The organism is Sphingobium sp. SA916 (assembly GCF_002894065.1).
GTDB lineage: Bacteria > Pseudomonadota > Alphaproteobacteria > Sphingomonadales > Sphingomonadaceae > Sphingobium > Sphingobium fuliginis.
Genome location: NZ_LXYF01000054.1, coordinates 1 through 25,609, shown reverse-complemented (window position 1 = coordinate 25,609; position 25,609 = coordinate 1). Strand labels below are relative to the sequence as shown.

The window sequence follows — 25,609 nt, the reverse complement described above, 5'->3', positions numbered from 1 at the left end:
GTTCAAATAGTCGGGGGTCGCATTCCTATGATCGGTGGTTTTCGCGCTATTGTCGCAGCGGCAACGCTTGCACTCGGCGCCCTGATCACGACCCCGGCCGCTGCCGGCGTCCTTCAGTGCGCGCCCTTCGCCCGGCAGGTTTCCGGTATTGAGCTATATGGCAATGCCAACACCTGGTGGGGTCAGGCCGATGGCCGCTATGAACGCGGCCATGAACCCCGTGTCGGCGCCGTCCTTGCCTTCTCGGCGAGCCGTTCGATGCCGGTCGGCCATGTCGCCATGGTCAGCAAGGTGGTCAGCGAGCGCGAAGTGCTGTTGACCCATGCCAACTGGTCCTATCGCGGCGGCGTAGAGCGCAATGTCCGCGCCATCGACGTGTCCCCGAACAATGACTGGACCGATGTGCGCGTCTGGTATGGCCCGATCGGGGATCTGGGTCTGCGGCCGAACCCCGCCAAAGGCTTCATCTACGCGCACAAGGCGAACGACGCTCCGGTGCAGATCGCCATGGCGGATCGCGCGACCGCAGGCTCCGACGCCGCGCGGGGTGCTTTCTGACATTTTAACCATTTCCTAATGGCCGCCGCCTAATTTCGTCGGCGGTGGGGCGATTCTGAGACTTTTGGGGTCGCATGAAAGTGGGAATGATGCGCTGGGCGGCCTTGCTGCTGGCCGGCCTGACAGCGACGCCTGTGCTGGGCGCGACCGTGCTGCAATGCGTGCCCTATGCGCGCACCGTGTCGGGCGTCCAGATCTATGGCGACGCGCTGACCTGGTGGGACCAGGCGGAAAATCATTATAAGCGCGGGCATGCGCCCCGCAGGGGCGCGGTGCTGGCCTTCCGTCCCGTCGGCCCGATGGTGCTGGGCCATGTCGCGGTGGTCAGCAGGGTGCTGGACGACCGGCGCGTGCTGATCCGGCATGCCAACTGGTCGGTGCCCGGCGCGATCGAGGAGGATGTTCTCGCAGTCGACGTATCCGAAGAAGGCGACTGGAGCGAGGTGCGCGTCTGGCACAGCCCGACCAACCGGATGGGCGCGCGCAGCAACCCGACCTTCGGCTTCATCTATCCCTACAAGCCGCAATTGCGCGAGTTCCGGACTGATCCGGCGCTGGGCGTCAGTACGCGCTTCGCCAGCATGACGGTGACCAAGGACGATCCGGAGGAGGATAGCGCTCCGTTGCGCAGGTCCGCCGCCCAGCCGCGGCTGGCAGTCGACCTGCGTGCCATCCGCTATGCCGATGCGGCGCCTTCCGCCCGTTCGCTGCGCGACATCATCGCGGACGTGAAGCGAGACGCGGCGCTGCGTTGAAGCGGCCCGATGTTCCCGCGCGGGCAGCAACCCGGCCCCGGCTATCCTGAAAACATGGCGTCCGAACGGGCTCTCATGAGCCTCTCGTCTCATCGGAACGCGGCTGAATAAAAGGGCGCGGCCCTCTGGCGAGGCGGCGCCCTTTTTTCTTCAGCGCAGACGAAACTCTATTCCGCCTTGTCCGCTGCTTCCCCGGCGCCCTCGTCCGCATTCTCGAACCACGCCTCGACCGGCCCCGAGAGCTTGATCGTCAGCGGCTGGCCGTGGCGGTCGCGGGTCTTGCCCGCCGCCACGCGAATCCACCCTTCGGAAATGCAATATTCCTCGACATCGTTGCGGACGCGGTCCTTGAAGCGGATGCCGATGCCCCGCTGAAGCACGTCCATGTCGAAAAAGGGGCTCTTCGGGTTGGTGGAAAGGCGGTCGGGGGGCGTATCGCTCATGATGGTCCAAATCCTGTCAATCTGGCGCGACCTAGCCCTTAGGCCTGCCCGCCGTCAACTGCTGCGGTCCATCGTCGACATCGCAGAAGATGCGCCGGATCACCCCCTGCGCCAGCCAGGATTCGAAGCGGGCATGCGCATCGGCCAGATCCAGGAAGGGATAGGCGACCGGCCGTTCCCCCACCGCCCGGCTGGCGATGACCAGCCGCATCATGGCATCGGGCGCCGTGGTCAATATACGTCCGCGCCGGTCGGTGGCGGCGCTGTTGACGCCGACGACATGGCCGTCCTCGGCAAAGACCGGACCGCCGCTGATGCCCGACAGCGTGCCGTCACCCATCGGAATGCGCGCATGCTCCGCCCAGGCGAGCACGGGCTGCGTCTCCTCGCCTGCGCCGCGCCGGGCGCGGGCGGCGCCGATCAGCTCGGATATGACGAGCGTCGGCTGTCCGCCCGGAAAGCCCATATGATAGCCGACCGATCCGGGCGGCGGCATGCGGTCCGACAGCGGCAGGGCGTGGTCGCTCGCCACGCCCCCGCGCACCAGCGCCGCATCCGCCTCCCGGCTTTCCACCAGGCGCGACACGGGGCGGGCGAAGCCGCCCTGCTCTATGCCGACCCGGGTGCAGCCATGGGTGACATGCTCGGCGGTCAGCCATGCGCCGTCCCGGTCGATGGCGAAGGTCGTGCCCATGCTGTCGGCGGGCGCCTCCGTCCGTTCCTCGATGACGAAGCTCTCATCGCTCCATTGCGGCATCGGACGGCGCGGCGAGCGCGGGTCGAAAGCCTCGACATGCAGCGGCGTTGGCCTGATGACCTCGCTGATCCACAGCAGGGCGAGGATGATGCCGAGCAGGCCGGGCAGACAGCCGAAGCGCCGGCCCGCCACGGCTCAACCCGCGACCGCGCCGGCGGTCAGGCAGGCGATGGCGACCTTCATCATGGCGAGGAAGATGGCGGCGGACCGTTCGTCCGCCTCGATGCGGGTCGGCAGCGAGCCCAGCAGGAAATCGACCACGCGGAAGGCGATGAGTTGCAGGATCAGCGTCACGCTGCCCCAGATCATGATGTCCCAGACATTCACCGAGCCCGCGAGGCAAAAGCCCAACGGCACGGCCAACCCGATCGCCGCCCCGCCCAGCGAGATCGCCGCGGCAGCATTGCCTGCCCGGATCAGTGCGAATTCGTCATGCGGCGTGATCCACATATAAAGCGCCAGCGCCGCCAGCCAGGCCACGGTTGCGGAACCCAGGTGCAGCAGGAAGATGGGCAGGCCCGACAGCAGGCTCTGAATGACGGGCATGGGATCGGTCATCGCGTCAAAATGCCGCAAGCGGATGCCGGGCGCAATTGCCAGTCGATGGCGAAACGGGTGGAGAGGAAAATGGCGCAACCCGCGCAGCTTCCCCTCCACCATTCACTTCGCGGGTGTTGAACAGAGGCAGGTGCCTCTCCTGCAATCCTCCCTACGCTGCGCGCAGGGAGGATTGCATGGCATCAACCGGCCGATGCGGTCAGATCAATTGCAGACCCGAACCTTCACGCGCCGGTCGCGGTAATGATTGTAGCGCCATTCGGTCCAGCAACGCTGGCGGTAATGCCCGCGCCAGGAGCGCCGGTCGCCGCGCCAATAGCGGCGGTCGTCATGGCGCCAGTCGCGCCTGCCATCCCAGCGCCTATCGTCCCAACGGTCGCCGCGATACCCGTCGCGATAGCCATAGCCGCCATAATATTGCGCCTGTGCAGGGGCCACGCTCGCCCCCATGGCGGTGATCGCCAGGCCCAGGGCGGCAGCGCCCTTCCACAAGATGTTCATGTCTTTCTCTCCTCAGCATGCACGCCCGTCGCCGGGGTCATGAAGGGAAGATGCACCGGCCTTACTGAACCGTCCGGGAACGGTGTCGTCAGCCAATATTCATGGATGGATCAGCGGCCCCGCAGGGCGCTTTCCGCCTCCAGCATATAGTCGCGCGTGATCGGCAGGCTGCGGCGGTCGCGGACATATTGGACCTGGTAATTCACCATGCCGCCATGTTCGAACACCGTGGCCGCACCGGCCAGATAGAAGGTCCAGAGGCGGAAGAACCGCTCATCGTACAGGGCGACGATGTCCGCCTTGTGCGCCAGCGTCCGCTTGTACCATTCGCGGATTGTGAGGCCGTAATGGATGCGCAGCACCTCGACATCCGTGACCATCAGCCGCGTGCCCTCGCTCCCCTGGATCATCTCCGACAAGGCGGGAATATAGCCGCCGGGGAAGATATATTTCTGGGTGAAGGCGTCGGTGATGCCCGGCCCGTCGATCCGCCCGATTGTGTGGATCAGCATCACCCCGTCCGGGGTCAGAAGCTCGCGGCACTTGGTGTAGAAGGTGCGGTAATCCTTGGTCCCGACATGCTCGAACATGCCGACCGACACGATGCGGTCGAACGGCCCGTCCATGTCGCGATAATCGATCAGTTCGAAGCGGACATGGTCGGCCACGCCGGCATCCTGCGCCCGCTGGCGCGCGACCTTGAGCTGCTCTTCCGACAGGGTGATGCCGGTCACGTCGACGCCGCAGGTGCGATGCAGGTACAGCGCCATGCCACCCCAGCCGCAGCCTATGTCGAGCACCTTCATGCCCGGCTTCAGGTGCAGCTTGGCCGCGATATGCGCCTTCTTGTCCTCCTGCGCCTGTTCCAGGCTGATCCCCGCCTCATTGTCGGCATCGGGGAAATAGGCGCAGCTATATTGCCGGTCCCGATCGAGGAAGAGGGCGTAGAGCGCGCCCGACAGGTCGTAATGATGCGCGACATTGGCCTTCGCCCGCGCCCTGTGATTGGCGGCCCAGAGCTTGCGCCGGATCGCCTTGAAGCCGCGCTTGACGGAGCCGAGATCGCTGATCGACTTGCCCGTTTCCCAGGCATTGTTCATGCGGATGAGCGAGATCAGCTCCATGATCCCGCCGCCCTCTATCGCGACGCGCCCATCGATGAAGGCCTCCGCCATGCCGAGGCGCGGGTCCCTGACGATGTCGAACGGCACACGCGCATCGTGGAATTTCAGCGCCAGCGACGGAAAGCCCGGTTCGGGGGTTCCGACCGTGATCTTCCTGCCGTCATGATAATAGATGCTGAGCTGGCCCCGCGTGACCAGCCGCTTGATGACGCGATCGAACAATTTCATGGGGCCACCCTGTCAGGTCATTCCGCTGCCGTCAAATGCCCGCATACCAGTCATAGCCGGCGCGGTCCTCCCAATAGCCGCCCTTGCCGCCGCCTATGCCGTCAAGACTCGCAACCGCTTCAATCTTCATCAGATATTTCGCCTGCTTGTAGCCCAGTTGCCGCTCCACCCGCAGCCGGAGCGGCGCGCCATTGGCCACGCGCAGGGGTTCGTCGTTGAGCGCGAAGGCGAGGATCGTCTGCGGGTGGAAGGCGTCCTCCAGATCGATGCTTTCATAATAGCCGCGCCCGCCGCCCATATCGTCGGCGCAGTGGAAGACGATGTACCGCGCCCCGTCCCGCAGCCGCGCCGCGTCGAGGATCGGCTTCAACGGCACGCCGCGCCATTTGCCGATGGCGCTCCACCCCTCGACGCAGTCGTGGCGCGTGATCTGCTCCCGATGGGGGAGGGCGTGGAGCTGCGCCAAGGAGAGGGAAAGCGGCCGTCCCACCAGTCCGGACACATGCAGCCGCCAGTCGGCAAAGCCGTTGCGCCACAGCGCCTTATATTCGGCTGTGTTCGGATTGGCGGTGCCGTTGGGGCGGAAGGAGGGAGAAATCTGGTCCGGCCGGAATTCCCGCGCCAGCGCGTCGCGGGCCATCAGGCTGCGCTGCGCCCATTTGTGGAAATTCCCGGCGGAAAACAGCGCCTCGCGCACCGTCTCGTTCTTCGCCAGCCGGTCGCATCCCGCCAGCGTCGCGGCGGCGCCCAGTACCAGGGTCCGACGGTCGAGGATCAGGCTCATCGCCGCGCCTCCGGCACGCGATAGCGTCCGCTGATCATCGAGCGGATTTCGTTCAGGGGCCCGGCGAGCACCACCATCAGCATATGCACCAGGAAGAAGGCGACGAGCATGAAGGCCGTGATGAAATGGATCGAGCGTGCCGACTGGCGCCCGCCGAACAGGTCGACCAGCCAGGGCCATGCCGCGTTCATGCCTGGCGACATGGTGAGGCCCGTCAGGATCAGGATCGGCAGCGCGACGAAGATCACGCCGATATAGCTGGCCTTTTGCAACATATTGTAGCGCAGCGCCGCTTCGCCGGTTGGGAAACGCAGCCGGGCATGGTCCTTTATGTCCTGCCAGACATGGCGCGGCGCCAGTTCGTCGCGCCGGAAGGCCAGGTCGCGCGCCAGATGCCCGCCGAACAGGCTCCAGACCATGTAGAAGAGCAGCGCGAAGGCAAAGATCGGCGCGGCGCTCAGATGCCAGTGCCGCGACATCGCCAGATCATAGTGGGCGGGCAGCGTGATCCAGCTTCCGAACCGCTCCAGCACCAGCCACGGGCGGTCGAGATTCGCGCCATAATGCCCCCAATAAAGCCGGGGATGCGCATTGAAGATGCCAAGCCCGCTGGCGAACAGCACGTAGAGCAGCAGCGCATTCAGCCAATGCCACAGGCGCGTCGGTCCTTTGTGGCGCAGCACCAGCTTCGGTTCGGCGGCTATCGGCTCGGATGAGGCGCTATCCATAGGCTGCTGTTACCCTTTTGCACCAACAGCGTCAAAAAGGACGATGCCGTTACGCGCATGAATCATTTTTCATGATCCCGTTCATGTGGGAGCCAGATTGCGGGTCCATAAGCGCCGCTGCCGGGATCGAGTAAAGTTTCCGGATTTTTGAAGCTCCTATGGATAGATGCCCTGTAAGTTCAATAGGGATGATATGAAAATATTTATCAAATCAGTCTCTTTTAAAAACCGATTGAGAACATAAATCGATCTCACCCGGTTCAGGGTATCGAACAAGTCATGAGGAATACCATGAAAACTGCGATTATCGCAGCGATTGCTGCTGCCACCGTTTCTGTTCCTGCCTTTGCTCAGGATGCCGCGCCTTTTACTGGTCCGCGCGCCGGCATTACCATGGGCTATGACAAGGTTCAGGGCGAGGACGGCTTCAGCTATGGCGTGTCGACCGGCTATGATCTGGCCGTCACCCCGCATGTGACCTTCGGTCCGGAAGTCTCGCTCAGCGAGTCCACGGCGAAGTTCAGTGGCGTGGATGCGAGCCGCGATCTCGCCGCATCGGTGCGCCTTGGCTATGTCGTGACGCCGCAGGTGCTGGCGTTCGGCAAGGTCGGATACGCCAACAGCCGCTTCGAAGTCCCTGGCGACCACCAGACGCTGGAAGGCGTGCGTTATGGCGGTGGCGTCGAATATTCGGTGACTCCGCGCACCTATATTTCGGCCGAATATCAGCGGACCGAATATGAGGACAATTTCGGCGGCCGCGATGCGGGCGTGGTGGGGATCGGCTTCCGCTTCTGAGTTGGGTGCCGTTGGGTATGACAAGGGGCGGTCCCGCTGGGGCCGCCCCATTTTCATGCAAACTCATACTGTTGCGGAAAAGCATCATACATTTGTAAAGTTCATATCCATATTGCAACAATCACAATCGCGTTACATATGCGCGCCGTCAGCGATGCATGTCGCTGCGTGCAGGACGGGGGGATGAACCGAATTATCTCGGTATTCCGAATGACGATGAAATAACGACACGCAACGTCATCCCCGTAAAAAGAACAAGCGGCAGTCCACATCACCGGACTGTTCGTTTCTGATGACATGAGGATTTTATGAAGACTGTGATTTTCGCAGCCCTTGCTGCTGCCGCCGTTTCCGCCCCCGCTTTCGCTCAGGACGCCGCGCCCTTCACCGGCCCGCGCGCCGGCGTGACGCTGGGCTACGACAAAGTTGGCGGCGAAGAAGGCTTCAGCTATGGCGTCAGCACCGGTTACGATCTGGCCGTCACCCCGAACATCACCTTCGGCCCGGAAGTGTCGTTCGGCGATTCCACCGTGGATGAGGCCGGTCTGGATGTCAGCCGCGATCTGGCCGCTTCGGTGCGCCTGGGCTACATCCTGACCCCGCGCGTTCTGGCGTTCGGCAAGGTCGGCTATGCCACCACCCGCTTCGAGGTCGCCGGCTTGGGCAGCACCAATCTGGAAGGCGTGCGTTATGGCGGCGGCGTGGAATTCGCCGTGACCGGCAACACCTATATCTCGGCTGAATATCAGCGCACCGAATATGAAGACAATGCTGGCGGCCGTGACGCCGGCGTCGTCGGTATCGGTTTCCGCTTCTAATCCCTCTCGGATAGAACAGGGAAAGGGCGGCCCGGTGGGGCTGCCCTTTTTCCATGCCAGTTCAACAGAAACAGCACAAACCCTAAGCCCAGGGGAGAGGCGTCAGGTCCGGTTCCACCCAGCGCCGCCGCGCTTCCGTCGACATCAGCCGCTCGCGCGACCAATAGGCGAACAGCCAGTCCTTGTCGGCCATGGGGGAACGCATCAGCGCCGCAAAGGCCTCTGCCGGCGACGGTTCGCCCGGCAAGCCCGCCAGCACGGCCCGCGCCGCCTTCAGCGATGCCATGGTAATCGTCTCATGATAGCCGGCGCTGTCGCTGTTCACGCCGCCCATGCTCTCGTTATAGGCCGCGATCATCCCGGGCATATCCCGCTCGGCCAGCATGTCCGTCCGCCGCAGCATGAGCCACAGGGCCGTCGCGAAATGCGCGCCATGCGTCCACTCCTCCTTGGGCAGCGTCCGCGCGCAAAAGCCGCTGGCGATCCGCTCGATCTCTTCGTCCGTCATTGTCATCCATCCTTTCATGCCGCCCGGACGAAGCCGACAAGAAAAACCCCGCCGTCCGGGCGGGGTTTGCATCTCGCGCCGCAAAGGCGCAGGTCATCGGCCCCGCTCTATCCGAGCGCCGCTTGCTTCTCCGCCTCCAGCCGGTCCAGCTCCGCCCGGCTTTTCTTCTCGGAAGCGGACTTGAGCTGGCCGCAGGCGGCCATGATGTCCCGCCCCCGCGGTGTGCGCACCGGCGCGGAAATCCCGCCTTCGAACACGATGTCGGAAAAGCGCCTGATCCGTTCGGGCGTCGAACATTCATAATCCGTGCCCGGCCAGGGGTTGAACGGGATCAGGTTGACCTTCGCCGGCAGCTTGTACTGGCGAAGCAGCCGGACCAGCTCGCGCGCATCCTCGTCGCTGTCATTCTTGTCCTTGATCATGACATATTCGAAGGTGATGCGCCGCGCATTGTTCGCCCCCGGATAGTCGGCGCAGGCCTGCAAAAGCTGATCGATGCCGAACTTCCTGTTGAGCGGCACCAGTTCGTCGCGCACATCCTTGGTCACGGCGTGCAGCGACACCGCGAGGTTGACGCCGATCTCCTCGCCCGCCCGCGCCATCATCGGCACAACGCCGGAGGTGGAGAGGGTGATGCGCCGCTTCGACAGGGCAAGTCCATCGCCGTCCATCACGACCTTCAGCGCATCGCGCACATGGTCGAAATTATAGAGCGGCTCGCCCATGCCCATCATCACGATGTTGGTCAGCATGCGGCCATCGGTCGTATATTGCGGCGCATCGTCGGCTTCATCGTCATTGGCGGACGCCATGCTGCCCTTGGGCCACTCGCCCAATGCATCGCGCGCCAGCATCACCTGGCCCACAATCTCGCCCGGCGTCAGGTTGCGCACGAGCCGCATCGTGCCCGTATGGCAGAAACGGCAGTTGAGCGTGCAGCCCACCTGGCTCGATACGCACAGCGTCCCCCGGTCCGCGTCCGGGATGAACACCATCTCATAATCCTGCCCGTCGTCGGAGCGCAGCAGCCATTTGCGCGTGCCGTCGCTCGAGACCTGCGCCTCCACGACCTGCGGACGACCGATGACGAAGCGCTCCGCCATCCAGCCGCGCATCGGCTTGGCAAGGTCGGTCATGGCGTCGAAATCGGTCTCGCCGCGATGGTAGAGCCAGTGGAACAATTGCTTGGACCGCAGTTTCGCCTGCCTGGTATCGAGCCCCGATTCCTCCAGCACGCCCTTGATCTGCGGCCGCGACAGCCCCATCAGGTCGACGCGCCCATCCTCACGAGGCGTCACCGCGCGGGGCACGGGCACAGGGTCGATAGCGCCGGGAATCGGCATCAAGGGGTTGGCGGCTGTCTGCATGCCCGCGCCCATAGCGGATTTTGGGGGATTTTGGAAGGGCGGTGAATGGCGCACGCCCCTCACCGCAATCGCGCGCACCCCAGCGCCGCGGCATCGATCGCCGTAGCCGCTCCGCGCAACGCATAGGTGTCCGCAAAGCCCCGCCCACGCGCATCCCGCGTCTGCACACTCATGCTGGTGGCGGAGCGCATCGCCGCGATGATTGCCGCATCCGCCCGCGCATCGGGCGCCCAGGCATCCACCTGCCCCGCCACCAGCGTAAAGCGCCGATCCCCCACATTCAGGATCACCGCAGCGTCCCCCATTCGCATCCTGCTCAAGCGGAAATGCACCTGCCCCCGCACCGATTGGCGCGGCCAGCTCCCGACCGCCGCAAAGCCCTCCGATCCCGCTGCGACGGGCATGGCGATCGCATAGCAACGGGGGCCACCGGATTGGGAAGGGGTCGGATCGCGAAACGCCCCCCACGCCTCGAACACGCCCAGAGAGTCCCGCGCCTGCGCGGCCGTGGCCATGATCATCAGGGGGAGGGCGAGGGGCCATGGAGCTTTCACATCCCCGGCAAAGCGCATGCTGTTCCCTTTTGCAACCCTTTGGCAAACGAAACGATCACCCAGCGCTTGCAGGGGCCGTCACAGCGGCTATGAAGGATCATCCATCATTGTCGCCCGGATTCGACCGAGTTCGGGCTTTGCGCAGAAAAGAAACGGACAGAACAGGGACATGAAGGCCACCATCGAACGCGCAACGCTGCTCAAGAGCCTCAGCCACGTCCAGTCGGTGGTCGAGCGGCGCAACACGATTCCGATCCTGTCCAACGTGCTGATCGAAGCATCGGCCGATGGCGCGATCAAGCTGATGGCGACCGACCTCGACCTCCAGATCGTCGAAAGCGTCGCCGCCCAGGTGGAACAGCCCGGCGCGACCACCATTTCGGCGCACACCCTGTTCGACATCGCGCGCAAGCTGCCCGAAGGCAGCCAGGTCTCGCTCCAGGCCGCCGAGGGCAAGATGCTGATCCAGGCAGGCCGCGCCCGCTTCAACCTGTCGACCCTGCCGCGCGACGACTTCCCGGTGATCGCGGAAGGCGACCTGCCGACCAGCTTCGAACTGCCCGCCGAAACGCTGAAGCAGATCATCGACAAGACGCGCTTCGCCATCTCGACCGAAGAGACGCGCTATTATCTGAACGGCATCTATTTCCACGTTTCGGACGAGGGACAGCCTGTGCTGAAGGCGGCGGCGACCGACGGCCATCGCCTGGCGCGCGTCACCGTGCCGCGACCCGACGGCGCGGACGGCATGCCGGGCATCATCGTGCCGAGGAAGTGCATCGGGGAACTGCGCAAGCTGCTCGACGAGGTGGAAGGCTCTGTGCAGATTTCGCTGTCGGCGAGCAAGATCCGCTTCGGCCTGGGCAGCGCCATCCTGACCAGCAAGCTGATCGATGGCACCTTCCCTGATTACAGCCGCGTCATCCCGACCGCCAACGACAAGCTGCTGAAGATCGATCCGCGCAGCTTCGAGGAAGGCGTGGACCGCGTGGCGACCATCGCCACCGAAAAGACCCGCGCCGTCAAGATGACGCTGGACCGCGACAAGATCACCCTTTCCGTCACCAGCCCGGAAAACGGCACGGCAGCCGAGGAAGTCCCCGGGGCCTTCCAGGGCGAGGGCTTCGACATCGGTTTCAACGCCCGTTATCTGCTCGACATCCTGGGCCAGATCGACAGTGATCTGGTCGAACTGCACCTGGCCGACGCCGCTGCGCCGACGCTGATCCGCGAAGATGATCGCAGCCCCGCGCTCTATGTGCTGATGCCCATGCGCGTTTGAGGGTTTTGCCCGGTTGCGGACATTGACGCTTCCCCTCCCCTTCAGGGGCGGGGATTAGTGGCGGGAAACCACCCGCCGCAGACCTTGCCTGTCGGGTAAGTTTCTTTCAATCTCTTGTCGTTACGCAGCGAATATGACTTCCTTGCGGGCGAACCTGGCAGAACTGCATACGCGGCGGACCGATCTGGTCGCGGCGCTTGGCCTTGCCGAAAGCGGGGCTGCCGTCGACGCTTCCTGGATTTCCGGCACCTTCGTCCATATCGCCCGGCTCTGGCCGCTTGTCCTGCTGGGGAAGCTCTGCATCACCGCTCTGCTGCATGTGCCTTTCTATGATGAGGGCAATGTCGGCCATGCCGTTGCCCTGGCGGCCATGCTGCTGGTCGACGGTATTGCCATCGTCGTGCCGCGCGGGGCCCGGTTCCAGCTCTTGCGGCCACATCACCAGAAATGGCTGATGCTGCCGATGGTGCTGCTCTCGGGCCTCAGCTTCAGCCTGATGCTGGGACCGTCGCTGATCGCCGGCGAGCCTTCGCGCAATCTGGCCGCGGAAATGGCGGTCGCGTTGATGGCCGTGTCGATCTTCGGCGACCGGCGCCTGTTGGGTGTCAGCTATTTCTGCGGCCTGCTGATCGCCTCCATCCTGCATCGGGGCGATTTCGCGCAGGTCGGCCTTTTGATCAGTTGCATAGCCGCGATGCTGGTCGCCGCGCTGCGCCAGGCGCATGCCGACATGAACCGCGCCATCGCCTTCCATCAGCGGGATCTGAGGGCCCAGCGCTCCGACCGGCTGCTCCATGACTATGAACAGTCAGGTCGCGGCTGGTTCTGGGAAACCGACCGCCACGGGTGCATCGTCTATATTTCCGACACATTGGCCCGCACCTTGGGGCTGGGCAACGATGCGCTGATCGGCCGCCCGATCACGGAAATCATCCGTCCCGGCGACCGGCAGGATGGCGATGGCGAGCGCACATTGGGTTTCCACCTGTCGGCGCGCACCGGCTTTGCCGAAATTCCCGTCCGCGCCGCGATGGCGAAGGACGAGCGCTGGTGGTCGATCTCCGGCCAGCCGGTGTTCAACGAATTCGGCCAGTTCCACGGCTTCCGGGGCAGCGGCACGGACCTTACCGAAATGCGCCGCAGCCAGGCGGAGGTGACGCGGCTCGCCCAATATGATTCGCTGACCGGCCTTGCCAACCGGGTGCAGATGATGCGCTCGCTGGAGCAGGCGGTCGCGGGCAAGAACGGGCAGCCGCGTGACTGCACTTTGATGATGCTGGACCTCGACCGGTTCAAGATCGTCAACGACACGCTGGGCCATCCGGCTGGCGATGCGCTGCTGCGCCAGGTCAGCGAGCGTATCCGGCGCGTGGTCGGCAACAAGGGGCTGGTCGGACGCCAGGGCGGCGATGAATTCAAGATCCTGCTGCCCGGCCGACCCGACAAGATCACCCTGGACCATCTGGCGCGGGCGATCATCACCGATGTGTCCCAGCCCTATACGGTGGAGGGAACGGCGGTCGTCATCGGGGTGTCGATCGGCATTTCCTTCTGCCCGCAGGATGGGGTGACGGCCGAGGAACTTATCCGCAATGCCGATCTTGCGCTCTACGCCGCCAAGGGGGACGGGCGCGGCATCTATCGCTTCTATTCCCCGGAGATGCATGCCGATGCGGAGGATCGCCGCCAGTTGGAGGAGGATCTGCGCAAGGCGCTGGTCGAAAACGCCCTGCACCTCGTCTATCAGCCGGTGGTTTCCTCCCGGACCGAGCAGATTACCGGCTATGAAGCGCTGCTGCGCTGGCAGCATCCGGTGCGCGGCGCGATCTCTCCCACGCTGTTTATCCCCATTGCGGAGGAAAGCGGCCTGATCGGCCCGATCGGTGAATGGGTGCTCCGCACCGCCTGCCGCGATGCGGCGCAATGGGCCGACGGGGTTAGGGTGGCCGTCAACGTCTCCCCGATCCAGTTCGCCAATCACGGCCTGCCCTCGATCGTCATGAATGCGCTCGCCGCTTCTGGGCTGGCGGCCCAGCGACTGGAGCTGGAGATCACCGAAAGCGTGTTCCTGAACGACGATGATGGCACGGACTCGATGTTCTCCCGGCTGAAGGGCATCGGGGTGCGACTGGCGCTCGACGATTTCGGCACCGGCTATTCCTCGCTCGGCTATCTCAAGAAAGCGCCGTTCGACAAGATCAAGATCGACCAGAGCTTCGTGCGCGGCGCCGCGATCAAGGGCAGCCCCAACAGCGCGATCATCAAGGCGATCGTCAGCCTGGCCGAAGCGCTGGGCATGGACACCACGGCCGAAGGGGCGGAGACGCAGGATGAACTCGCGCTGATCCGCAACCTGGGGTGCAGCCATATCCAGGGCTATGTCTATGGCCGCCCGCTGCCGGCGGCGGACGTGCTGGTACAGCAACACCGCCATGGCGGCGTGGTCGCGCCGCAGGGCTTCCAGTCGAGCCGGACGGAACGCAAGACCATGTTGCGTACCGTGGCCGTGCACCATGACGGTCATGTCTATACCGGGCGCATCCGCAACATCTCCGCCACGGGTGCGCAGTTGGAGGGCCTGTGGAACGTGCCGGAGGGCACGCTGTTCGCCATCGAACTGGGCGACAACCAGACCGTCAACGCTATCGCGCGATGGTCCAAGGACGACCGGCTGGGGGTGGAATTCGTCCAGGCGATCAACCCGTCGACATTGCGCGCCGTGCCTCGTTCCATGGCATCCTGAGGGTGCGAGGCGGGTCAGGATGGCTGGGTGTGGGGCGACGGAGATAGTCGGGTTCCGCCATTAGGCGCGCGGTGCTCCTGCGCAGGAGCATGCTTTACCCAGACCAACATCAACGTCCGCTCTCCACTCTTGCCCCTTGCTCCATCTCCACGCTTGCCGATACCTTGAACCGCGCTATGTCCGTCCGGTCATCGGAGCGGGAGACGGCATGGGCCGCATCGTCGGGAAAATCGTCAAAGGCTTGGGCGCTGCGCTGCTGTTTCTGGTTGTGGCCCTGTGCCTGGCGGTGACCGTCGTTCCACCCTTTCTCGACCGCATCTATTATGAAGGGCCGGTCAGCCGCCATTATGACGGGGAACGCTTCTTCAATCCCGATGGGGAAATCCGCTCTCCCGGACCGGCGGGCGGCAACCCGCGCGGTTTCATCGCGCGATGGCTGCTGGGTCAGGACGACCGGCCCTCATGGCCCGACATGGTGGCGGTCAAGCCTTCGCGCCCGCCTGCCTTCGCCGCGCCGCGTGGCATGATCGCCACCTGGGTGGGACATGCCACCGTACTCGTGCAGGCGGCGGGCCTCAATATCCTCACCGATCCGATCTGGTCCGACCATGCCAGCCCCTTTCCGCCCCTGGGGCCCCGGCGGGTGGCGCAGCCGGGCGTGCGCTTCGACGATCTGCCGAGGATCGACCTCATCCTCCTCAGCCACAATCATTACGACCATATGGACATCCCCACGCTGAAAAGGCTGTGGAAACGGGACAGGCCGAAGATCGTCACCAGCCTGGGCAATGACGCGATCCTGAAAGCCAACGGAATTCCGTCGACGGCGCTCGACTGGGGGCAATCGATAAGCGGCGCGGCGTTGAACGGCCTGGGCGACGGCACGGTGATCCAGTGCGAAAATTATGAGCATTGCCCGGATTATCGCGTTCATGTGCTGCGCAACCATCATTGGAGCAGCCGCTGGGGCACTGACCGCAGCCGGGCGCTCTGGTCGAGCTTCTTCGTCAGCACGCGGGCGGGCAATATCTTCTTCGCGGGCGACACGGGCGCTGGCGATATGGCCTGGCCCGCCGACGCAGCGCGGCTGGGGCCGATCAGGCTGGCGATGATCCCGATCGGCGCCTTCCGCTTCCATCCCGGACAAATGCAGTCGGATTCCCATGTCGGGCCGGAACAGGCCGTGCAGATTTTCGAAAAGCTCAAGGCCTCGACCGCCATTCCCATCCATTGGGGGACGTTCCGCCTTTCCTACGAGAAATGGGATACCCCGCCCAAAATGCTGGAACTCCAACTGAGTTGCGCAGGCATTGAACGGCGGCGTTTTGCGCCCCTTCGGGTCGGGCAGTCGATCCTGGTGCCCGGCTGGTCGCCCGTGCCGCACGGGGAGAAGCGGTGCGATCCGAGCGAGATCGTGAGGTTGAAGTAGGCGGAGGTTGTTGGGAGGCGGTAACCCGCCAAATCCTGTCGCCGCCCTAATGTTTCTGGAGCTGCCGCTCGATCGTCGTCCAAAGTCCGGCAAAGGCCTGGGCGGATGGGGATGAGGCCGCGAAGGCGCCCAGCGGTTTGCGGCGGACAGCCATTTGTTCGACCGCGCTGGCCATGGGAATGGCCGGCCAGCCGGGCTGGGATTCCAGGGCCGCGCGATGCAGGCCACGGCGGCGGTCGACCATGGAATAGACCGGCATGATCGGCGGATGGCTGCCGCCGCGCTGCACCAGATAGCGGGCGACCTCCCCCATGGCGCGTTGGGCGAGGGGGGAGGGGATGACCGGAATGACGATCATGTCCGCCGCGCGCAGCACCTGCTCGCTGGTTTCGGTGAGGCCGGGCGGACAATCCAGGATGATCCGGTCATAATCCTTGCCCAGGCTCTCGATCAGCTTGGCGAGACGCTTCTTCTTGTCCATCTCCCGGAACAGATGGTCGAGGCTGCGCAGCGAGGTGTCGGCGGCGATCAGGTCGAGGCCCTGCACCGTCGAGGGCTGGATCAGCTTGCGGACCTCCACATCCTTGCTGAAGATCGCCTGCGCGGCGTCGCGGCTTTCGCTGTCCGTGGAGATCAGCCAGCTCGACGCGGCCTGTGGGTCGAGATCCCACAGCAATGTCCGCCGTTTCGAGATGCTTGCGGATGCCCAGGCGAGGTTGATCGCGAAGGTGGTTTTCCCGACCCCGCCCTTCAGGCTGTAGACGGCGATGGTCGCCACTTGCGGTTCCTTTGCCATATGCGGAGGCTATCTTGCTGCACCGCCAAAGCAAGGGCTGAATCATGGGATTGTTACGTGCATGTGACGGACCCTGCCGGACCCTCGATTACCAGCCCGCCGTCGAAGAGGATGATGGGTTGGTCCGCTGGCGGGTTTCGATGGCCAGTGCCGATCATTCCTCGTCCACGCCCATCCGTTCGGAATGAGCCTGTCGCCGTCCTGCGCTTTCCCCAAGGAAGAGTGGCGCTTCGACAGGCTCAGCGCGAAAGAGGTGCTAATCCGGCTCCCGCGACATAGGGCGCTCAAACGAGCACCGGGGATTGCGCCAAGAAAAATCCCGCCGCGAGGCATGGTCGCGGCGGGATCATTTCCTTTTCGAAGGATCAGGCGGCTGCCCGGCGTTCCTTCAGTTCCTCGTTCAGCATTTCTGCGAGCAGGAACGCGAGTTCCAGGCTCTGCGCCGCGTTGAGGCGCGGGTCGCAATGGGTGTGGTAACGATCCGCAAGGCCTTCGTCCGTGATCGCCACGGCGCCGCCGGTGCACTCCGTCACATTCTGGCCGGTCATTTCGGCATGGATGCCGCCGCCGAAGCTGCCCTCCGCCCGGTGAACGGCGAAGAAACCGCGTACCTCCGCCAGGATGCGGTCGAACGGCCGCGTCTTGTAGCCATTGGCCGCCTTGATGACATTGCCGTGCATCGGGTCGCAGGACCAGACCACCGGATGGCCTTCCTTCAGCACCGCGCGGACCAGCCTGGGCAGGCCCGCCTCGATCTTGTCATGGCCGTAGCGGGTGATGAGCGTGATCCGGCCCGCTTCCCGGCTGGGGTTCAGCACGTCCAGCAGGCGGATCAGCGCGTCCGGCTCCAGGCTGGGGCCGCATTTCATGCCGATCGGATTGCCGATGCCGCGCAGATATTCGACATGCGCCGACCCTTCGAACCGGGTGCGATCCCCGATCCAGAGCATATGCGCGGAGGTGTCGTACCAGTCGCCGGTCAGCGAATCCTGCCGGGTCAGCGCCTGCTCATAGGGCAGCAGCAGCGCCTCATGGCTGGTGTAGAAGCTCGTTCCCCCCAATTGCGGCACGGTTTCGGGCGACAGGCCGCAGGCGCGCATGAAGTCGAGCGCCTGCCCGATCTGGTCGGCCATCGCCTCGAACTTCGCGGCCCAGGGGCTGCGGCCCATGAAATCCAGCATCCAGCCATGGACCCGGTCCAGGCTGGCATAACCCCCGGTCGAAAAGGCCCGCAGCAGGTTGAGCGTCGCCGCCGACTGGTTATAGGCGCGGATCATCCGCCCCGCGTCGGGTTCGCGCGCCTCCGCCGTGAAGGCGATGTCGTTGACATTGTCGCCGCGATAGCTGGGCAGTTCGACGCCGCCGATCGTCTCCGTATCCGCGGAGCGCGGCTTGGCGAACTGGCCAGCCATGCGGCCGACCTTCACGATCGGCAGCTTAGACGCAAAGGTCAGCACCACTGCCATCTGCAGCAGCACGCGGAAGGTGTCGCGGATATTGTTCGGATGGAACTCCGCAAAGCTCTCCGCGCAATCGCCGCCTTGAAGCAGGAACGCCTCGCCATTCGTCACCCTGGCGAGTTCGGCCTTCAGGCTGCGCGCTTCGCCGGCAAAGACGAGCGGGGGAAACTGGCTGAGCTGAGCCTCCACGGCGGCAAGCGCCTGGGCGTCACGATAGACGGGCATCTGGATGCCCTTTTGGCTGCGCCAGCTTTCCGGCGTCCACTTCGCCGCCACGTCGAGTCTCCCAAAGATCGTAAAATAGGGGCCGCACCTACGCGCAACCAGTGGCTAACGCAAGTTTATAGCGGCGGCGTGCGGGGGCACGTTATTTCTGGCAAGGATAATGTTCGTTGAGCGCCACGCTGACCAGGACGGAGGCAGGCGCCTGCCGCTGGTCGGGATAGCGGGTCAGATAGGTGAGGACGATGCGCTTCACTTCCTCCGCATTCATCTGGGCGGGCCAGCAATTGGGCTTGGCCCGGCCGATGAACACATCCTTCTTGATGCCGTCCACCGCGCCGACGATATAGGCGGTGCAGGCCAGGGCATATTCCGGCGCCTTGTTGCGGCATTTGGCGAGCAGGGTCGTGCCCGTCTCGAACATATAGCTTTGCGCAGGCGCAGCGACGGTCGGTATCGTCATGGCGCCAATTCCCATGAACGCTGCGGTTGCGGCTTTTAGCATGCGCGGAATATGCCCGCTTGCCTGACATATGTACAAACGGGCCGGCTGATCCGTCGCACGGTCCGGCTCAGCCGCTGGAACCTTATGCCGTGTTGAGGGTGAGGCGCCAGTCCCAGCGAAGCGGATCGCCGTCCATCACCTCGACCCCCCGGTCGATCAAGGCGTCGCGTATCTCGTCCGACAGGGCGAAGTCCTTTTCGGTGCGCGCCTGCTGGCGACGGTCCAGTTCGGCTTCGATCTCTTCGGGCGCGATCGCCGCGTCCCCGGGCCGGATGCGCAGGTCTGCGCGGCCGATGGTCAGCAGGTTGAGGCCCAGCGCCTGGTCGAAGGCCGCGAGCAGGCAGAGCTTCTCGTCCACCGGCACCTTCTTCATGGCGATGGTCTCCTCCAGCAGCGGCAGCGCGCGGGGCGTCATCAGGTCGTCGCTGATCGCCGCGTCGAACTGTTCGAGCAAGGGCGCGAGCTTGGGGTGGAGATTGGCGCGCAGCCAGTCCAGCCGCAGCGACTGCCATGTCACGCCCTCGGCCCGCGCCTTCAGATTTTCGACACCCATGACGAGGCGTTTCAGGCGGGTGAGCGCTGCGCCGACGCTGTCCGCGCTGAACTCCAGCTCGCTGCGATAATGTGCGCCCAGGCACAGCAGGCGATAGGCAAGCGGATGCACGCCCGCGTCGATCAGCGAGAAGAGAGTGGTGAAGCCGCCCTTCGACTTGCTCATCTTTCCCTGCCGATCGACAAGGAAATTATTGTGCATCCACCATTTCGCGCCGGTGAAGCCTGCGGTCGCCGCGTCCGCTTCGCCGCAGCAGCCATGGAATGCCTGATTCTGCGCGATTTCATTGGGATGGTGGATTTCGCGATGGTCGATGCCGCCGGTGTGGATGTCGAACGGATGGCCAAGCCGCGCCTGGCTCATCACCGAACATTCGAGATGCCAGCCCGGCGCACCCTTGCCCCAGGGCGAGTCCCACTCCATCTGCCGCTGTTCGCCGGGCGGGGATTTGCGCCAGATCGCAAAGTCGCTGGGGTTGCGCTTGCCGGCGACGGGATCGATGCGGGCATGGGCGGCATCGTCGCGCCCCCCGGCCAGCGCGCCATAATCAGGCACGGTGCTGCTGTCGAAATAGAGACCCGTTTCCAGTTCGTAGCAATGGGCCGGCGCGATCTTCTCCGCAAAGGCGATCATCTGCGGGACATAGTCGGTGGCGACCGTCCATTCGCTGGGCGGGATGATGTTGAGGTCGGCGATGTTCTGCTTGAAAGCCTGGGTATAATGCGCCGCTATGTCCCAGATGCTCTTGGCCTGGGCACGGGCGGCGGCTTCCATCTTGTCGTCGCCGGCATCCGCGTCCGACGTCAGATGACCGACATCGGTGATGTTGATGATATGGGTGACGGTGAGCCCCTTCCACAGCAAGGTGCGGCGCAGCGTGTCGGTAAAGACATAGGCGCGCAGGTTGCCGAGATGAGCGTAATTATAGACCGTCGGGCCGCAGCTATAGACGCGGGCGTGGTTCGGCTCGATCGGGGCGAAGGCCTCCACCGTGCGCGTCAGGCTGTTGAACAGGCGCAGAGGCGCATCGGCATGCTGCTGGGCGGGTGTGAACTGGTCGCTCATGGAATGACGCCATGCGGCGGTTCGCTCGAAGCGTCAACAGCCCTCGCTATTTGGGAGAGTTCCGGTTTAATATCCGCCGGGGCATCCTTGCCATGCTTGGCGTCGAAAAAGGGAAGACTGTATATGAAAGCGGGTTTTGTCGGTCTTGGCTTGGCGTTGGGCGCAGGGATCGGCGCGGCGACCGGCAATGTCGCGGTGGGCGTTGCGCTGAGTCTGGTGTGCGGCGTCGTGATCGGCGCGGCGAAGATTCGGCGGAGCATGTCGCCGCAAAATCCGGACCCCGACGTCAGCGGACGATTGTAATAAATTGTTGCTGGCGGACCGACGCTCTGCGCCATCCCTTGCATTGGCGCGTTGCCCCACCGATATTGCTTGTGCGGGCCGGGCCCCTCTGGCGGTTGGATGTGACATCCAGCCGCGATGTCGGACCGCATCGAGTGTGCTCGGTGCAGGTTCGTGTGCGTTTGCCCCCCTCTGACGTAGCACGAAGACCGCGCCGGGCCACTCGATCCGTCAAGACTGTTTTTGGATGGAGTGATAACGCCGTGAACAATCCCGTTCGTATGCCGGGCTATGGTGCGAGCCAGACGGCGCAGACCGACGCCGGGCTGCGCGCGCACATGCTGGGCGTTTTCCGCAACATGGGCATCGGCCTGGTCATCACCGGACTGGTCGCCGCTTTCATCGGCAATACGCCGGCGCTCGCCGCCGCGATCTTCGGCACGCCGCTCAAATGGGTGGCGATCTTCGCGCCGCTGGCCTTTGTGTTCTTCTTCAGCTTCCGCATCGAAAAGATGACGACGGCGGGCGCGCGCATGGCCTTCTACGCCTTTTCGGCGGTGATGGGCGTGTCGCTGGCCAGCATCTTCCTGGTCTTCACCGGCGGATCGATCGCGCAGGCCTTCTTCTCCGCCGCCGTGATGTTCCTGGCGATGGCGCTGTGGGGCTATACCACCGGGCGCGACCTGTCGAAATTCGGGTCGTTCCTGATCATGGGCCTGATCGGCATATTGGTAGCGAGCCTCATCAATATCTTCATCGGCTCGTCGGCTATGGCGATGGTCATCTCGATCATCGGCGTGGTGGTCTTCACTGGCCTGACCGCCTGGGACGTGCAGCGCATCAAGTCGGAATATTTCGCCTATGCCGGCCATGAAGTCACGCAGAAGATGCAGGTGATGGGCGCGCTGTCGCTCTACCTGAACTTCGTCAACCTGTTCCAGATGCTGCTCAGCCTGACCGGCGAGCGGGAGTAACCCGGATGCGGGATCAGGCCGCGGTGTCGGCCATGCTCTGCCCGGTCTGTCATGTGGGCCTCTCCATGACGGACCGTCAGGGCGTGGAGATCGACTATTGCCCGCAATGTCGGGGCGTCTGGCTCGACCGGGGTGAACTGGACAAGATCATCGAACGGTCGGCGGGCGGGGTTCCGGCTCCACAGCCCAGCTACCGGCCGGACCGCGACCATCGCGACGACGGGCGATATTATCAGAAGAAGCGGAAGAAGAGCTTTCTCGAAGAGCTGTTCGACTGACGATAAGCGGCCCCGGCGTGGGCCGCTTTTTTTCGGCTTCTTCATAGGTGCTTTCACGGAATGGCGATAAGAGGGGCGGATATGGTCCCATCGGGATGGATCGCCTTGTTCGAGTGAGTTGCATGCCGGGTATCGAAGGAAAAGAATTTCAGCAGGTTATGCCAGTCATATTGGCCGGTGGATCGGGGACGCGGTTGTGGCCGCTGTCGCGCAAATCCTATCCCAAGCAGTTCGTGCCGCTGCTGGGTGAGGAGACGCTGTTCCGCTCCGTGGTGCGGCGGCTGTCGGGTGCTGGCGAGGGTTTCGCCTTTGGCCGCCCCGTCGTCCTGACCAACGCGGCGTTCCGTTTCATCGTGGCCGAACAACTGGCGCAGGAGGGCACCGATCCGCGGGCCATCATGATCGAGCCTTCGGTGCGCAACACGGCGCCCGCCATATTGGCGGCGGCCCTGCATTTGATGGCGGACGATCCGCAGGCGGTGATGCTGGTCGCGCCATCGGACCATGTGGTGCCCGATGCAGAGGCCTTCCGTGCGGCGGTGAGCCAAGGCTTGGCGGCGGCGCATGCCGGCGATCTGGTGACCTTCGGCATTCAGCCGACACGGCCGGAAACCGGCTATGGCTATTTGCAGGTCGTCGCCCGGCCGAATGGATCGGGCGAACCGATCAAGCTGGCGCGCTTTGTCGAAAAGCCCGATGCGGTTCGTGCGGCGGAGATGCTGGCGAGCGGCGACCATCTCTGGAATGCGGGGATTTTCCTGTTTGCGGCGAAGGATCTGGTCGCCGCCTTCGAGGCGCATGCGCCCGACGTGCTGGCGGCGGTGCGGCCGGCGGTCGAGGCGGCGGAAGGCGATCTGGGCTTTTTGCGGCTGGCGGCGCAAGCATGGGACAGCGCGCCGGACATTTCCATCGATTATGCCGTCATGGAGCGGGCCGACAATCTGTCCGTCGTGCCCTATGGCTCTGGCTGGTCCGACCTGGGCGGCTGGGATGCGGTGTGGAGCCATGCCGGTCCGGATACGGCCGGAGTGACGGTGAGCGGCGGGGCGACGGCGATCGATTGCAGCGATACGCTGCTGCGGTCCGACAGTGAAGGCATGGAACTGGTCGGCATCGGGCTCAGCAACATCATTGCGGTGGCGATGAACGACGCGGTGCTGATCGCGGACAAGGCGCGCTCGCAGGATGTGAAGCTGGCCGTCGAGGCGCTCAAGAAGAAGGGCGCCGCGCAGGCGGAGAGTTTCCCCAAGGATCACCGGCCATGGGGTTGGGTGGAGGGCCTGCTGGCGGGCGAGCGCTTCCAGGTGAAGCGGATCGTCGTGCAGCCGGGGCAGTCATTGAGCCTGCAGAGCCATTTCCATCGGTCGGAACATTGGATCGTCGTCGAAGGGACGGCCAAGGTCACTGTGAATGAAGAGGTGACGCTGCTGACGGAAAACCAGTCGCTTTATGTCCCGGCGGGGGCGAAGCATCGGGTCGAGAATCCGGGGAAGATTCCCGTCGTGTTCATCGAGGTGCAGACGGGAACCTATCTGGGGGAAGACGACATCGTTCGGTATGAGGACCGGTACGCGCGGGGGTGAATTCCCGGCGCGCCGCGCCTTCCAGGATTAATGCGCCGCGCCCCAGCTTGGGCCGTGGCCGATTTCGACGCCCAGCGGCACTCTCAGCTTCACGATCGGTTCGGCGGCGCCTTCCATGACGCGGCGGATGACGGTGCTGGCCTGTTCCACATCGCCTTCCGGCAGTTCGAAGACAAGTTCATCGTGCACTTGCAGCAGCATCTTGACCTGATGCAGCCCTTCCGCCGCGAGCGCCGGGCCCATGCGGGCCATGGCGCGCTTGATGATGTCGGCGCTCGTGCCCTGTATAGGTGCGTTGATCGCGGCCCGTTCGGCGCCTTGTCGTTCGTGCTGGACAGGCGCCTTGATGCGCGGGAACCATGTCTTCCGGCCGAACAGGGTTTCCGTATAGCCCCTTGAGCGCGCCTTTTCGATCGTGTCGGTGATGTAGAGGCTGATGCCGGGGAAGCGTTCATAATAGCGGCTGATCATGTCCTGCGCTTCGTCGGCGCTGATCTCCAGCCGTCCGGCGAGGCCCCAGCGGCTGATGCCGTAGAGGATGGCGAAATTGATCGTCTTGGCCCGGCCGCGCGTGTCGCGGTTGACCTCCCCGAAGAGTTGCTGGGCAGTGGCGGCGTGGATGTCCTCGCCGTTCGCGAACGCCTCCTTCAGCGCGGGCACGTCCGCCATGTGCGCGGCGAGGCGCAGTTCGATCTGGCTATAGTCCGCCGCCAGGATGACATTGCCCGGTTCCGCGACGAAGGCGTGGCGGATCTGGCGGCCGACTTCGGTGCGGATCGGGATGTTCTGGAGATTGGGGTCGGTCGAGGACAGGCGGCCGGTCTGCGCGCCGGACAGGCTGTAGCTGGTGTGGACGCGGCTGGTGTCCCTGTTGATCTGGGCCTGAAGCGCGTCGGTATAGGTCGACTTGAGCTTCGAAAGCTGCCGCCAGTCGAGCACCTTGCCCGCGATTTCCGCGCCCTGGGCCTTGAGCTGCTCCAGGATGGTGACGTCGGTCGAATAGGCGCCGGACTTGCCCTTCTTTCCGCCCTTGTAGCCCATTTTGTCGAACAGGATCGCGCCAAGCTGTTGCGTGGAGCCGATGGCGAAGGGTTGGCCGGCGAGGCCGTGGATTTCGCCCTCCAGCTTGGCGATCTCGGCGGTGAACTCGGCGGAGAGGCGGGAGAGCGCCTCGCGGTCGACCTTGATGCCTTCATGCTCCATCTTCGCGATCACCGCGACGAGCGGGCGGTCGACCAGCTCGTAGACGCGGGTTGCGCCTTCATTCGCGACGCGGTTCTTGAACAGCTTCCACAGGCGCAGCGTGACGTCGGCATCCTCGGCGGCATATTCGGTCGCCTTGTCGAGCGGGACTTCCGCGAAGCTGATCTGGCTCTTGCCGGTGCCGCAGACATCCTTGAAGCTGATGCATGTATGATTGAGGTGCACCTTCGCCGCCTCGTCCATGCCGTGGCCCGCGAGGCTCTGGCCCGCGTCGAGGTCGAAGCTCATGACGATGGTGTCGTCATAAGGGACGATCTCTATGCCATGGCGGCGCAGGACCGTGATGTCATATTTGAGGTTCTGGCCGATCTTGAGGACGCTGTCATCCTCCAGCAGCGGCTTGAGTTTCGCGAGGACGAGGGCGAGGGGAAGCTGGTCGGGTTTCTCCGCGAACATGTCCTTGCCGCCATGACCGACCGGGATATAGCAGGCGGCGTTGGGGCCGACGGCGAGGCTGACCCCCACCAGCGCGCAGGACACGCAGTCGAGCATGTCCGTCTCCGTATCGACGGCGACCAGCCCCTCGGCATGGGCAGCGGCGATCCAGCGGTCGAGCGCGTCCTCCGTAACCACCGTTTCGTAGAGGCTGCGGTCGATCGGCGGTTCCTCCTCCAGCACCGGGGCGGCGGGGGCGGCGAGTTCGGTGACGGCGGCGGCGGCGGTCGCGACCGCCACGGCCGCGGCGGGCGCCCC

The 25,609-nt window shown here is 64.3% G+C and carries 26 protein-coding genes; 11 read left to right on the top strand and 15 right to left on the bottom strand.

The genetic code is table 11. The annotated features are described in order from the left end of the window. Positions 1-27 precede the first annotated feature (27 nt). Together A8G00_RS17065 and A8G00_RS17060 are read left to right on the top strand one after the other, a co-directional pair. Positions 28-558, top strand: coding sequence for a CHAP domain-containing protein (locus A8G00_RS17065; RefSeq protein ID WP_103001224.1), 531 nt, complete (start codon positions 28-30; stop codon positions 556-558). 86 nt (positions 559-644) lie between these two features. Next, on the top strand, positions 645-1,313 hold the full coding sequence (locus tag A8G00_RS17060) for a CHAP domain-containing protein (RefSeq protein ID WP_103001223.1): 669 nt from the start codon (positions 645-647) through the stop codon (positions 1,311-1,313). Between the two features lie 167 nt (positions 1,314-1,480). Here A8G00_RS17060 and A8G00_RS17055 read toward each other — a convergent pair whose 3' ends face one another. From A8G00_RS17055 to A8G00_RS17025, 7 genes are all read right to left on the bottom strand, one after another. Beyond that, entirely contained in the window at positions 1,481-1,756 is a 276-nt protein-coding gene (locus A8G00_RS17055; protein WP_025549680.1) for a DUF3297 family protein, read from the bottom strand. A 31-nt stretch (positions 1,757-1,787) separates the two neighbouring features. Then, positions 1,788-2,645 (bottom strand): serine protease, encoded by an 858-nt coding sequence (locus tag A8G00_RS17050; protein WP_025549679.1) that lies wholly within the window; start codon positions 2,643-2,645, stop codon positions 1,788-1,790. Between the two features lie 3 nt (positions 2,646-2,648). Next, complete coding sequence (locus A8G00_RS17045; RefSeq protein WP_103001240.1) at positions 2,649-3,071, bottom strand: DUF350 domain-containing protein; 423 nt, start codon at positions 3,069-3,071, stop codon at positions 2,649-2,651. Between the two features lie 204 nt (positions 3,072-3,275). Further along, the gene (locus tag A8G00_RS17040; protein ID WP_044660348.1) at positions 3,276-3,572 is read right to left on the bottom strand and encodes a hypothetical protein; all 297 of its coding nucleotides are present in this window, start codon (positions 3,570-3,572) and stop codon (positions 3,276-3,278) included. A 110-nt stretch (positions 3,573-3,682) separates the two neighbouring features. Further along, complete coding sequence (locus A8G00_RS17035) at positions 3,683-4,924, bottom strand: cyclopropane-fatty-acyl-phospholipid synthase family protein (protein ID WP_103001222.1); 1,242 nt, start codon at positions 4,922-4,924, stop codon at positions 3,683-3,685. Between the two features lie 31 nt (positions 4,925-4,955). Beyond that, entirely contained in the window at positions 4,956-5,708 is a 753-nt protein-coding gene (locus A8G00_RS17030; protein ID WP_103001221.1) for a molybdopterin-binding protein, read from the bottom strand. Next, positions 5,705-6,436: a cytochrome b/b6 domain-containing protein gene (locus A8G00_RS17025; RefSeq protein ID WP_103001220.1), complete on the bottom strand. Its 732-nt coding sequence runs from the start codon at positions 6,434-6,436 to the stop codon at positions 5,705-5,707. The genes A8G00_RS17030 and A8G00_RS17025 overlap by 4 nt, the downstream gene beginning before the upstream one ends. Before the next feature lie 291 nt (positions 6,437-6,727). On the opposite strand from A8G00_RS17025, the gene A8G00_RS17020 reads away from it, so the two are divergent. Together A8G00_RS17020 and A8G00_RS17015 are read left to right on the top strand one after the other, a co-directional pair. Further along, positions 6,728-7,234 carry a porin family protein gene (locus tag A8G00_RS17020; RefSeq protein ID WP_103001219.1) on the top strand — a complete coding sequence of 169 codons (507 nt, stop codon included), beginning with the start codon at positions 6,728-6,730 and terminating at the stop codon, positions 7,232-7,234. A gap of 308 nt (positions 7,235-7,542) precedes the next feature. Next, positions 7,543-8,052: an outer membrane protein gene (locus A8G00_RS17015; protein ID WP_025549672.1), complete on the top strand. Its 510-nt coding sequence runs from the start codon at positions 7,543-7,545 to the stop codon at positions 8,050-8,052. 82 nt (positions 8,053-8,134) lie between these two features. Here A8G00_RS17015 and A8G00_RS17010 read toward each other — a convergent pair whose 3' ends face one another. The 3 genes from A8G00_RS17010 to A8G00_RS17000 form a co-directional block, all read right to left on the bottom strand. After that, the gene (locus tag A8G00_RS17010) at positions 8,135-8,560 is read right to left on the bottom strand and encodes a hypothetical protein (RefSeq protein ID WP_025549671.1); all 426 of its coding nucleotides are present in this window, start codon (positions 8,558-8,560) and stop codon (positions 8,135-8,137) included. Positions 8,561-8,667: 107 nt separating this feature from the next. Next, positions 8,668-9,927: a 23S rRNA (adenine(2503)-C(2))-methyltransferase RlmN gene (gene rlmN / locus A8G00_RS17005; protein ID WP_025549670.1), complete on the bottom strand. Its 1,260-nt coding sequence runs from the start codon at positions 9,925-9,927 to the stop codon at positions 8,668-8,670. A 59-nt stretch (positions 9,928-9,986) separates the two neighbouring features. Then, complete coding sequence (locus tag A8G00_RS17000; RefSeq protein ID WP_044660342.1) at positions 9,987-10,499, bottom strand: hypothetical protein; 513 nt, start codon at positions 10,497-10,499, stop codon at positions 9,987-9,989. 151 nt (positions 10,500-10,650) lie between these two features. Between A8G00_RS17000 and dnaN the strand changes: the two genes are divergently transcribed. The 3 genes from dnaN (at position 10,651) to A8G00_RS16985 (ending at position 15,935) form a co-directional block, all read left to right on the top strand. Then, positions 10,651-11,763, top strand: coding sequence for a DNA polymerase III subunit beta (gene dnaN / locus A8G00_RS16995; RefSeq protein ID WP_044660341.1), 1,113 nt, complete (start codon positions 10,651-10,653; stop codon positions 11,761-11,763). 133 nt (positions 11,764-11,896) lie between these two features. After that, positions 11,897-14,506: an EAL domain-containing protein gene (locus A8G00_RS16990; protein WP_103001218.1), complete on the top strand. Its 2,610-nt coding sequence runs from the start codon at positions 11,897-11,899 to the stop codon at positions 14,504-14,506. A 208-nt stretch (positions 14,507-14,714) separates the two neighbouring features. Continuing rightward, on the top strand, positions 14,715-15,935 hold the full coding sequence (locus A8G00_RS16985; RefSeq protein ID WP_103001217.1) for an MBL fold metallo-hydrolase: 1,221 nt from the start codon (positions 14,715-14,717) through the stop codon (positions 15,933-15,935). Positions 15,936-15,981: 46 nt separating this feature from the next. Here A8G00_RS16985 and A8G00_RS16980 read toward each other — a convergent pair whose 3' ends face one another. From A8G00_RS16980 to cysS, 4 genes are all read right to left on the bottom strand, one after another. Next, positions 15,982-16,731, bottom strand: coding sequence for a ParA family protein (locus tag A8G00_RS16980; RefSeq protein WP_044660338.1), 750 nt, complete (start codon positions 16,729-16,731; stop codon positions 15,982-15,984). 365 nt (positions 16,732-17,096) lie between these two features. Beyond that, entirely contained in the window at positions 17,097-18,467 is a 1,371-nt protein-coding gene (locus tag A8G00_RS16975; protein ID WP_044660337.1) for a class II 3-deoxy-7-phosphoheptulonate synthase, read from the bottom strand. 91 nt (positions 18,468-18,558) lie between these two features. Continuing rightward, positions 18,559-18,876, bottom strand: coding sequence for a Rap1a/Tai family immunity protein (locus A8G00_RS16970; protein WP_044662810.1), 318 nt, complete (start codon positions 18,874-18,876; stop codon positions 18,559-18,561). Between the two features lie 124 nt (positions 18,877-19,000). Further along, positions 19,001-20,536 carry a cysteine--tRNA ligase gene (gene cysS / locus A8G00_RS16965; protein WP_103001216.1) on the bottom strand — a complete coding sequence of 512 codons (1,536 nt, stop codon included), beginning with the start codon at positions 20,534-20,536 and terminating at the stop codon, positions 19,001-19,003. 123 nt (positions 20,537-20,659) lie between these two features. On the opposite strand from cysS, the gene A8G00_RS16960 reads away from it, so the two are divergent. The 4 genes from A8G00_RS16960 to A8G00_RS16945 all read left to right on the top strand — a co-directional run bounded on the left by A8G00_RS16960 (position 20,660) and on the right by A8G00_RS16945 (position 23,653). After that, complete coding sequence (locus A8G00_RS16960; protein ID WP_103001215.1) at positions 20,660-20,839, top strand: hypothetical protein; 180 nt, start codon at positions 20,660-20,662, stop codon at positions 20,837-20,839. A 260-nt stretch (positions 20,840-21,099) separates the two neighbouring features. After that, positions 21,100-21,792 carry a Bax inhibitor-1/YccA family protein gene (locus A8G00_RS16955; RefSeq protein WP_048575853.1) on the top strand — a complete coding sequence of 231 codons (693 nt, stop codon included), beginning with the start codon at positions 21,100-21,102 and terminating at the stop codon, positions 21,790-21,792. A gap of 5 nt (positions 21,793-21,797) precedes the next feature. Beyond that, positions 21,798-22,070 (top strand): zf-TFIIB domain-containing protein, encoded by a 273-nt coding sequence (locus tag A8G00_RS16950; protein ID WP_025552169.1) that lies wholly within the window; start codon positions 21,798-21,800, stop codon positions 22,068-22,070. A 158-nt stretch (positions 22,071-22,228) separates the two neighbouring features. Continuing rightward, positions 22,229-23,653, top strand: coding sequence for a mannose-1-phosphate guanylyltransferase/mannose-6-phosphate isomerase (locus A8G00_RS16945; protein ID WP_103001214.1), 1,425 nt, complete (start codon positions 22,229-22,231; stop codon positions 23,651-23,653). Between the two features lie 27 nt (positions 23,654-23,680). On the opposite strand, the gene polA is transcribed toward A8G00_RS16945, so the two are convergent. Continuing rightward, positions 23,681-25,609, bottom strand: a 1,929-nt coding sequence (gene polA / locus A8G00_RS16940) for a DNA polymerase I (RefSeq protein WP_103001213.1), incomplete at its 5' end; no start/stop codon positions are given.